Genomic DNA, 9,092 nt, shown 5'->3' with positions numbered 1-9,092 from the left:
TCTGTTCTGGCGCGTTGTCGGCACCGGCAGCGAAAGCATTGACGGAAGCCAGGCTGGCAACGGCGATCAGGGCGGAGGAGAAAAATTTCGTGTTCATGATGAAAATCCTTAAAAAGTTAATGAGACATTCCGGGCATGGCGGGGAGCTTGTTCCTCGTCTGTCCATCCTCGGTGAGTCGTTAATTGGTTTCGGCTCATCGATGGAGTGAACTTTAAAACGCTCGGGACCAATTGAAAACTACTCAGTCATCAATTAACCATTTCAGTTATTGAAATAGTGTAGGATTAAGACTACAATTTGTTTCATCATGGACAGATTGCAATCAATGAAGGTTTTTCAGCGCGTCATCGACGAAGGTGGCTTCGCGGCGGCAGCCCGCGCGCTGGACATGTCGCCAGCGGGCGTGACGCGGATGGTGGCGGCACTCGAAGACCATCTGGGTGTGCGGCTGCTGCAGCGCACCACCCGCAAGCTGTCCCTGACCGACGCGGGCGAGGCCTATCTGATGCGGGTGCGCACCATTCTTTACGAGGTCGAGGATGCCGAGTCGGCGGCGGCGGCGCATACACGCGAGCTGCAGGGCACCCTGCATGTGCTGGCGACGCCGGTGCTGGCCTCGTATTTCCTGTCGCCGCGCATTGCAACCTGGCATACGCGTCATCCCAAGGTGCTGCTGGATCTGGCCATCGACCCTTTTCCACAGCCGCGTATCGAGGAATTTGATGTCACTTTCCTGGTGGTGGACGAGGGCTTTGACGCCGACATCGTGGCCCGCCCGCTGGCGACCACCGACTGGATTGTGTGCGCGTCACCAGACTACCTCCAGCGCGCCGGCACCCCGGCCACGCCGCAGGCACTGCGCGAGCACACCTATCTGAAATTCCAGTGGCCGCAGAACTCCGGCCACTACGGCCGGCAGGCCCGCTTGCACCCGCTGGCCGGTGGCGACGCTGTCGATGTGGATGTCAAGCCGGCGCTGCAAACCACCAGTTTTGATGTGCTGCTGCGTGCCGCGCTGGACGGCGCGGGCATCACCTTTTTGTCGCGCATGCTGGTCGCGCCGCATCTGGCGCGCGGCACCCTGGTGCAGGTGCTGCCAGAGTGGATTTTCGGCCGTTTCACGATTTACGCGGCCTTGCCAACGCGAAAGTTCATGCCGGCGCGCACCCGGGCTTTTCTGGACTTCCTCGCAGAATTTGCGCCGCAGGCTCCGCCGGGGCGCTAAAAGATTTCGCCAAACCCGTTTTGTCGCCAGGCCTCGAATACCGTTACCGCCACCGCGTTCGACAAATTGAGGCTGCGTTGTCCTTCCCGCATGGGCAGCTTCAGGCGCTGCGCGGGCGCAAAAGCGTCGCGCAGTTCCGGGGCCAATCCACGCGTTTCCGAGCCAAACACCAGCCAGTCACCGGGTGCAAACACCACCTCATGAACCAGCCGCGTGCCGCGGGTGGTCAGCGCAAAAAGCCGCAGCGGATCGGGTTGTTCAGTGGCCAGAAATGCGGCCCAGTCGGTGTGGCGGCTCAGTGTGGCGTACTCGTGGTAGTCCAGCCCGGCACGCCGCATGTGTTTGTCGTCCATCGAAAACCCCAGCGGCTCCACGAGGTGCAGCCGGCAGCCGGTGTTGGCCGCCAGGCGGATCACATTGCCGGTGTTGGGCGGGATTTCGGGCTCGACCAGAACGATATTGAACATGGCCCGATTGTCGCCGCCGCGTGTGCCTATTCGGTTCTGGCGAAGACCAGCGCGGTGACATGGGTGGCACCTGCGTCACGCAAGGCTTGCGCGGCGGCGAACAGCGAGGCGCCGCTGGTCATCACATCATCGACCAGCAGCACGCGGCGGCCCTGCAAGGGCTGCACGCGCAGCGGGTCGACAACAAATGCGCCCTTGACGTTGCGCAGCCGGGCTTCACGCTTGAGCTGGGCCTGCGGCGGCGTGTCCCTGATGCGCAGCAGCAGCCGGGCGTCGACCTGTGCCGCAGAGCCGCTCTGTTGTGCCAGCGCCTTGGCCAGTTCCCAGGCCTGGTTGAACCCACGCGATTGCAGCCGCTGCGCCGACAGCGGCAGCGGCACCAGCCAGTCCTCGGCTTGCAAGCGCTCCAGCGCCGTGCGCACGCCCGGCACCTGCAGCAGCAGGCTGGCAAACACGGCGGCCCAGGCTGGATCACCACCGAATTTGTAGCGGGCCACCAGGTCCGACCACGGGTAGGCGTAAGGCATCGCTGCAAAACAGGCCTCAAGCGGCGGCGGCTGGCGCAGGCAGGTCGCGCACTGCAGCGAAGGCGAACCACGACCGCCTGACAAATCCGCAGGCAGGGCCAGCGCGCAGGTGCTGCATCGTGCCAGCGCTTGCCCGAAGCGCGCCACACAGGGTGCGCACACGCGCCGGGCCGGCCAACTAAGGCAGACAGCACATTGGCTGGCCAGCGTAGGGAGCAAGGCGGCCGGACGAGGCAGGCGCAACAACATCGTGTCAATATACTCGGCGCTTCTTCCCCCTTCCATTGTTTCCCCGCTCCATTGATGCCCACCCAACGTCCCCCTACCGTCGATTCGATAGCCGCAGAACGCTGGCAGCGGGTGGCACCGCTTGTTTCGCCCTGGTTGCATGAAGAGGTGGCTCAGCGCATGTTGGACCGCTTGCAGTGGATCAAGCTGCAACCCAAAGCCTGGATCCATTGGGGTGCGCTTCGCGGTGGCTTGCAGGGGCACCGCCAGTTGGCGGCCCGATATCCGGATTCAGCATGTTTTGTGCTTGAAGCCCATAAGGAACGTGCGCAAGCAGCTATTAAAAGCATAGCTAAACCATGGTGGCATCCAAAGCGCTGGGTGGGGCCTGCCGTGCGTGTCGAGGCGCCGCTGGCCGCAGTGGACATGCTTTGGGCCAACATGGCGCTGCATGAGGCGGCCGATCCGCAGGCGCTGCTGGCGCAGTGGCACCAGTCGCTGGAGGTCGGTGGTTTTCTGATGTTTTCCTGCCTGGGGCCGGACACCGTGCGCGAACTGCGTGTCCTGTATGAGGCGCTCGGCTGGCCTCCCGCGGGTCATGCGCTGACCGACATGCATGACTGGGGCGACATGCTGGTGCAGACCGGCTTTGCCGAGCCGGTGATGGACATGGAGCGCATCACGCTGACGTATGAAACGCCCGAACGCCTGCTGCAGGAACTGCGCGAGCTGGGCCGCAACTTTCATCCGCTGCGGTTTCCGGCCCTGCGCAGCCGGGCCTGGAAGGCGCGCCTGTTGCAGGCCTTGGCGCAGCAGTTGCCACGCCAGCCCGACGGCCGGCTCACGCTGACCTTCGAAATCATTTACGGGCACGCGCTGAAAGCCCAGCCCAGAGTCAAGGTCAGCCCCCTGAGCGCGGTTTCAGTCGCTGACATGCGGGCGATGTTACAAGGCCCGCGCAAGGGCGCCTGAGGAGGCGGGCGATCCCGCTCGACGGCGGGTTGCACGGGGTAAACCCGGCTACAATCCAGTCACGAATTTTGGGTATGTTCCCACGCACCACGCGGCCGAAAGTGTGATCGGCAGCAATTTTCGAGTCTTGTCCCGTGTCGAACGTCTCCCCGACATCTCGTTTCTCCGCAGCATCGGGCCCAGGTGGCCAGGGGCCGCAGGCGGTTCAGTGGCTGCTCAAGCGCAATTGTTCAGTGTCACCGGCGCAACTGGCATGGTTGTATGCGTCGCTGTGCGTGGTCTCGCTGGGCATTGCCGGTTTTTTCTGGTGGCAGGGCGCGACTCTGGTCATGCCTTTTGCATGGCTGGAGTTGATTGTGGTGGGCGCGGCCTTTTCGGTGTACGCCCGTCATGCCACGGACGGTGAGCGCATCGTGCTGCAGGGCGAGCATTTGCTGGTGGAACTGGAAAATGCAGGGCGACTGGAGCGCGCGGAGTTCAACCGGCAATGGGTGCGGGTCGAGCCCAAGGACGGCGACGGCTCGCTGATCGAGGTTTCGGGGCAGGGCCGGACGGTCAGGGTGGGTCGGCATGTGCGGCCCGAATTGAGGCCGGCGCTCGCTCGGGACATCCGGCGAGCACTGCGTGGGTGTTGAAACCAGGTTGAAAGCAGGGTGTCAGGTCGGGTCTGTCGGCGCTGGGCGCCATGGCTAACTTTATAATCAGCAGCTTAATCTGTCGGTAATTGAGGCAATAAAAGTGATCACGATGAACGTACGTACAACGATAGGGCCAGGAATGAAGCACGCAGGTGAAGTTTTCAAGTTCCTGGCTCAGCAGGCCAATCGGAAGCTGGCCGCGGTGATGGTCCTGGTGGTCGGCTGGCTCAGCACGGCGGCTTACGCGGTCAACGACCTGCCAGGCGGTCCGGCCGTCAACCAGCTCAATTTGCACCCCGCGGTGACCAAAATTGCCGAAGAGCAGCAGTGGCTGCACTGGTTCATGATGATCATTTGTCTGGTGATTTTTCTGGCGGTGTTTGGTGTGATGTTTTATTCGATCTGGAAGCACCGCAAGTCGGTCGGCCACAAGTCGGCCAATTTCCATGAGTCCACCACGGTCGAGATCATCTGGACCATTGTTCCGTTTGTCATCGTGATCCTGATGGCCCTGCCTGCCACCAAGGTGCTGGTGGCTTCCAAGGACACGACCAGCGCCGATCTGACCATCAAGGCCACCGGCATGCAGTGGAAGTGGGGTTATGACTACATCAAGGGCGAGGGCGAAGGCATTGGTTTTGTGTCCACCCTGGACAGCACGCACCGCGAAATATCCAACAACGGCGGCCCGAAAAAAGGCGAAGAGCTGGACAACTACCTGCTGAAAGTGGATAACCCGCTGGTGGTGCCGGTGGATCGCAAGATCCGCATCATCACCACCGCCAACGACGTGATCCACGCCTTCATGGTGCCGGCTTTCGGTATCAAGCAGGACGCGATTCCCGGCTTTGTGCGCGACACCTGGTTCCGTGCCGAAAAAACCGGCGACTTCTACGGCCAGTGCGCCGAGCTGTGTGGCAAGGAACACGCCTACATGCCCATCCATGTGAAGGTGCTCTCTGCCGAGGATTACAGCAAATGGGTCGGCGTGAAGGTCAAGGAAGCTGCCGCCAAGGCCGACGATCCTTCCAAGGTCTGGACCCTGCCCGAGCTGAAGGCGCGCGGCGAAAAAGTTTATGCTGCCAATTGCGCTGCCTGCCACCAGGCCACCGGCAAAGGTGCCGGTCCGATCAAGGCGCTGGACGGCTCGGCCATCGTGGTTGACAAGGACCACGGCAAGCAGATCGCCATTCTGCTCAACGGCGCTGCCGGCGGCGCCATGCCTGCCTGGAAAGGGTTGAGCGATACCGACCTCGCCGCCGTCTCCACCTACACCAAGAACAACTGGTCCAACCAGACCGGTCAGATCGTGCAGCCTGCTGAATTCCAGGCCGCACGCAAATAGGTTATTTCTCCCGATTCAGGCAGGACCCCGGTCAGCCGCAAAGACAAAGCTACAGGCACAAGCCACCAAAGGAAGCCAAGATGAGTGCAGTTCTCGACCATCACGATCACGCGCATGACGACCACGACCATGCCCCCACGGGCTGGCGTCGCTGGGTCTTTGCGACCAACCACAAAGACATCGGCACGCTGTACCTGCTGTTCAGCTTTGCCATGTTCATGGTGGGCGGGATGCTGGCGCTGGGCATACGTGCCGAGTTGTTCCAGCCCGGCCTGCAACTGGTGAATCCCGAGCTGTTCAACCAGCTCACCACCATGCACGGCCTGATCATGGTGTTCGGCGCGATCATGCCGGCCTTCGTCGGTTTTGCGAACTGGATGATTCCGCTGCAGATCGGTGCAGCAGACATGGCTTTTGCCCGAATGAACAACTTCAGCTTCTGGCTGTTGATTCCGGCTGGCCTGATGATCGTCGGCTCTTTCTTCATGCCAGGCGGCGCGCCCGCTGCTGGTTGGACCCTGTACGCACCGCTGACCCTGCAGATGGGTCCGTCGATGGACGCCGGTATTTTTGCGCTGCACATCCTGGGCGCGTCGTCCATCATGGGCTCGATCAATATCATCGTGACCATTTTGAACATGCGCGCGCCCGGCATGACCTTGATGAAAATGCCGATGTTCTGCTGGACCTGGCTGATCACTGCCTACCTGCTGATCGCCGTGATGCCGGTGCTGGCTGGCGCCATCACCATGACGCTGACAGACCGCCACTTCGGCACCAGCTTCTTCAACCCCGCCGGCGGCGGTGACCCGGTGATGTACCAGCACATCTTCTGGTTCTTCGGCCACCCCGAGGTCTACATCATGATCTTGCCGGCCTTCGGCATCGTCAGCCAGATCATCCCGGCCTTCGCCCGCAAGCGCCTGTTCGGCTACGCCTCCATGGTGTACGCCACCGGCTCCATCGCCATCCTGAGTTTTGTCGTGTGGGCGCATCACATGTTCACCACCGGCATGCCGGTGACCGGTCAGTTGTTTTTCATGTACTCGACCATGCTGATCGCCGTGCCCACGGGCGTGAAGATCTTCAACTGGATCGCGACCATGTGGAAGGGCTCGATGACCTTCGAGACGCCGATGTTGTTCGCGGTCGGCTTCATCTTCGTGTTCACCATGGGTGGCTTCACCGGCCTGATCCTGGCCGTGGCGCCCATTGACATCCAGTTGCAGGACACCTACTACGTGGTGGCCCACTTCCACTATGTGCTGGTGGCCGGCTCGCTGTATGCGCTGTTTGCCGGTTATTACTACTGGGCGCCGAAGTGGACCGGTGTGATGTACAACGAGCGCCGCGGCAAGATCCATTTCTGGTGGTCGCTGATCTCCTTCAACGTCACCTTTTTCCCGATGCACTTCCTGGGTCTGGCCGGCATGCCGCGCCGTTATGCCGACTACCCGATGCAGTTCGCTGATTTCAATGCGATAGCCAGCGTGGGTGCCTTCTTCTTCGGCATCGCACAAGTTTATTTCTTCCTGTTCATCGTTCTGCCGACCATGATGGGCAAGGGCGAAAAAGCACCGCAGCGCCCCTGGAATGATCCTGACGGCGCCGGCGCCGAAGGCCTGGAGTGGGAAGTTCCCTCGCCCGCGCCTTTCCACACTTTCGAGACGCCCCCCCGCCTGGACGCTACGGCGACCAAGGTGATCGGTTGATCGTCTGCCGGGCAGAACAACAACACACCATGACACCTGAACAGAAAAAAAACAATCTGCGGCTGGGCCTGACCCTGGCCTCGATCGCGGTCGTGTTTTTTCTCGGCTTCATGGCCAAGCTTGTGTTTTTCGGCCGGGGTTGAGTCATGGGCCTGAAGCGCGAAAATTTCCGGATGGTGGGCAAGCTGGGCGTGATCGTGCTCGGCATGTTCTGCTTTGGTTATGCGCTGGTGCCCATCTACAAGGCGATTTGCGAAATGACCGGCATCAATGTGCTGGCACTTGGTGACCGGCAGATTCCCGGTGCCACGGCCAACACGTCGGCGAACACCCAGGTCGACACCAGCCGCAGCATCACGGTCGAGTTTGACGCCAATGCGCGCGGTCCCTGGATGTTCAGGCCCGCAGTCACGTCGATCCAGGTGCATCCGGGCGAACTGGCCACGGTCATGTATGAGTTCCAGAACGTCCAGAACCGCACGATGTCGGCGCAGGCCATTCCGAGTTATGCGCCGCTGCAGGCCGGTTCGCACTTCAACAAGCTTGAGTGTTTCTGCTTCAGCCAGTACACACTGGCGCCGGGCGAGAAAAAGCAGTGGCCGGTGGCATTTGTGATTGATCCCAAGCTGTCCAAAGACGTGACAACGATCACGCTGTCGTATACGTTTTTCGAGGTCGGTGGCAAGACACCACCGGCGCCAGTGGCGGCTGTTCCCGTTCGGGAGCCGGGCGCTTGAGCGGCAAACCGGTGACGCAGCGCAAGGGCTCGATCTGGCGCACCGTGAAGGCGGTCAGCTGGTCGTTTGTTGGCTTGCGCGCGCGCGGCGACTATGAGCAGGACGTGGCGCAGCTCAACCCGGTGCACATCCTCGTGGTCGGGCTGGTGGGTGTGCTGGTGTTTGTCGGTAGCCTGATTCTTCTGGCTACCTGGGTGGTAGGCAAGTAGCTGCAAGGTGCGCCACGCGTTGATCGAACAGTGAATTCAAGAATTTAGCGAAACAGGAGTTGGAAATGTCTTCAGCAGCACATACAGGCACCCCGCATTATTTTGTCCCGGCGCCCTCGGCCTACCCGGTGATGACATCTGTCGGCCTGTTTTTCGTCATTCTGGGCGCGGGCCAGTGGATCAACGGCTCCGGCTGGGGCGCCTGGTCGCTGGCCTTCGGTATGGTCTGGTGGCTCACCGTGCTGTTTTTCTGGTTTCGCGCCGCAGCGCGCGAAAGTGAAGGCGGTCTGTACGGGCACAAGATCGAGCTGTCCTACCGCTGGAGCATGAGCTGGTTCATCTTCTCGGAAGTGATGTTTTTCGGCGCTTTCTTCACCGCCCTGTGGTGGGCGCGTTCGCACTCGCTGCCGGCGCTGGGCGGCCTGGAAAACGCGCTGCTCTGGCCTGACTTCAAGGCCGTCTGGCCCAGCGCCGTTGTCGGCGTGACCGGTTCGCCCGCCGACATCGTCGAGCCGTTCTCGACCATGGGTCCGTTCTGGCTGCCGACCATCAACACCGCCTTGCTGCTGACATCCGGCGTGACGCTGACGATTGCCCACCACGCGCTGCGTGAAAACCACCGTGGCAAGACCATCGCCTGGATGTGGGCCACGGTGCTGCTGGGCATCATCTTCCTGTGTGTGCAGGGTTATGAGTATTTCCATGCCTACAGCGCTCTCAACCTGAAGCTGACGTCCGGTGTCTACGGCTCGACCTTCTTCATGCTGACCGGCTTCCACGGTTTTCACGTGTTTGTCGGCATGCTGATGCTGCTGTTCATCACCTTGCGTCTGCAAAGCGGCCACTTCACCGCAGATCGCCACTTCGGCTTCGAAGGCGCGGCCTGGTACTGGCACTTTGTGGACGTGGTGTGGCTGGGTCTCTACATCCTCGTCTACTGGATGTAGCGGCTACTGCGAGCTCGTGATCCGTCGTTGCGGAGCCCGTCCGGAAATCCTCATGGACCTGAAGTCCACTCCGGTTTCCGGCCA

The 9,092-nt window shown here is 61.4% G+C and carries 11 protein-coding genes; 9 read left to right on the top strand and 2 right to left on the bottom strand.

Annotation, left to right across the window (positions count from 1 at the left end):
- Positions 1–308 precede the first annotated feature (308 nt).
- Positions 309–1,226 carry a LysR family transcriptional regulator gene (locus tag ACH2CW_RS10870; RefSeq protein ID WP_395057962.1) on the top strand — a complete coding sequence of 306 codons (918 nt, stop codon included), beginning with the start codon at positions 309–311 and terminating at the stop codon, positions 1,224–1,226.
- On the opposite strand, the gene ACH2CW_RS10865 is transcribed toward ACH2CW_RS10870, so the two are convergent.
- Positions 1,223–1,693, bottom strand: a complete 471-nt coding sequence (locus tag ACH2CW_RS10865) for a tRNA (cytidine(34)-2'-O)-methyltransferase (RefSeq protein ID WP_395057960.1) — start codon at positions 1,691–1,693, stop codon at positions 1,223–1,225. The genes ACH2CW_RS10870 and ACH2CW_RS10865 overlap by 4 nt on opposite strands.
- Positions 1,694–1,719: 26 nt before the next feature.
- Positions 1,720–2,469 carry a ComF family protein gene (locus ACH2CW_RS10860; RefSeq protein ID WP_395057958.1) on the bottom strand — a complete coding sequence of 250 codons (750 nt, stop codon included), beginning with the start codon at positions 2,467–2,469 and terminating at the stop codon, positions 1,720–1,722.
- A 54-nt stretch (positions 2,470–2,523) separates the two neighbouring features.
- Between ACH2CW_RS10860 and ACH2CW_RS10855 the strand changes: the two genes are divergently transcribed.
- The 8 genes from ACH2CW_RS10855 to ACH2CW_RS10820 all read left to right on the top strand — a co-directional run bounded on the left by ACH2CW_RS10855 (position 2,524) and on the right by ACH2CW_RS10820 (position 9,008).
- The gene (locus ACH2CW_RS10855; RefSeq protein ID WP_395057956.1) at positions 2,524–3,420 is read left to right on the top strand and encodes a biotin synthase; all 897 of its coding nucleotides are present in this window, start codon (positions 2,524–2,526) and stop codon (positions 3,418–3,420) included.
- 134 nt (positions 3,421–3,554) lie between these two features.
- Positions 3,555–4,055 carry a DUF2244 domain-containing protein gene (locus tag ACH2CW_RS10850; RefSeq protein WP_395057954.1) on the top strand — a complete coding sequence of 167 codons (501 nt, stop codon included), beginning with the start codon at positions 3,555–3,557 and terminating at the stop codon, positions 4,053–4,055.
- 208 nt (positions 4,056–4,263) lie between these two features.
- Positions 4,264–5,403 (top strand): cytochrome c oxidase subunit II, encoded by a 1,140-nt coding sequence (gene coxB / locus ACH2CW_RS10845; protein ID WP_395057964.1) that lies wholly within the window; start codon positions 4,264–4,266, stop codon positions 5,401–5,403.
- An 80-nt stretch (positions 5,404–5,483) separates the two neighbouring features.
- Positions 5,484–7,115, top strand: coding sequence for a cytochrome c oxidase subunit I (gene ctaD, locus ACH2CW_RS10840; RefSeq protein ID WP_296921855.1), 1,632 nt, complete (start codon positions 5,484–5,486; stop codon positions 7,113–7,115).
- 29 nt (positions 7,116–7,144) lie between these two features.
- Positions 7,145–7,258, top strand: coding sequence for a cytochrome oxidase small assembly protein (locus tag ACH2CW_RS10835; protein ID WP_296921857.1), 114 nt, complete (start codon positions 7,145–7,147; stop codon positions 7,256–7,258).
- Positions 7,259–7,261: 3 nt separating this feature from the next.
- A complete protein-coding gene (locus ACH2CW_RS10830) occupies positions 7,262–7,852 on the top strand; it encodes a cytochrome c oxidase assembly protein (protein ID WP_395057952.1) in 591 nt (196 codons plus the stop codon).
- On the top strand, positions 7,849–8,061 hold the full coding sequence (locus tag ACH2CW_RS10825) for a DUF2970 domain-containing protein (protein ID WP_395057950.1): 213 nt from the start codon (positions 7,849–7,851) through the stop codon (positions 8,059–8,061). The genes ACH2CW_RS10830 and ACH2CW_RS10825 overlap by 4 nt, the downstream gene beginning before the upstream one ends.
- Before the next feature lie 65 nt (positions 8,062–8,126).
- Positions 8,127–9,008 (top strand): cytochrome c oxidase subunit 3, encoded by an 882-nt coding sequence (locus ACH2CW_RS10820; RefSeq protein WP_395057948.1) that lies wholly within the window; start codon positions 8,127–8,129, stop codon positions 9,006–9,008.
- Positions 9,009–9,092 lie beyond the last annotated feature (84 nt).

The organism is Polaromonas sp., assembly GCF_043778355.1.
GTDB lineage: Bacteria > Pseudomonadota > Gammaproteobacteria > Burkholderiales > Burkholderiaceae_C > Polaromonas.
This window is presented reverse-complemented; position numbering and strand designations above follow the sequence as displayed.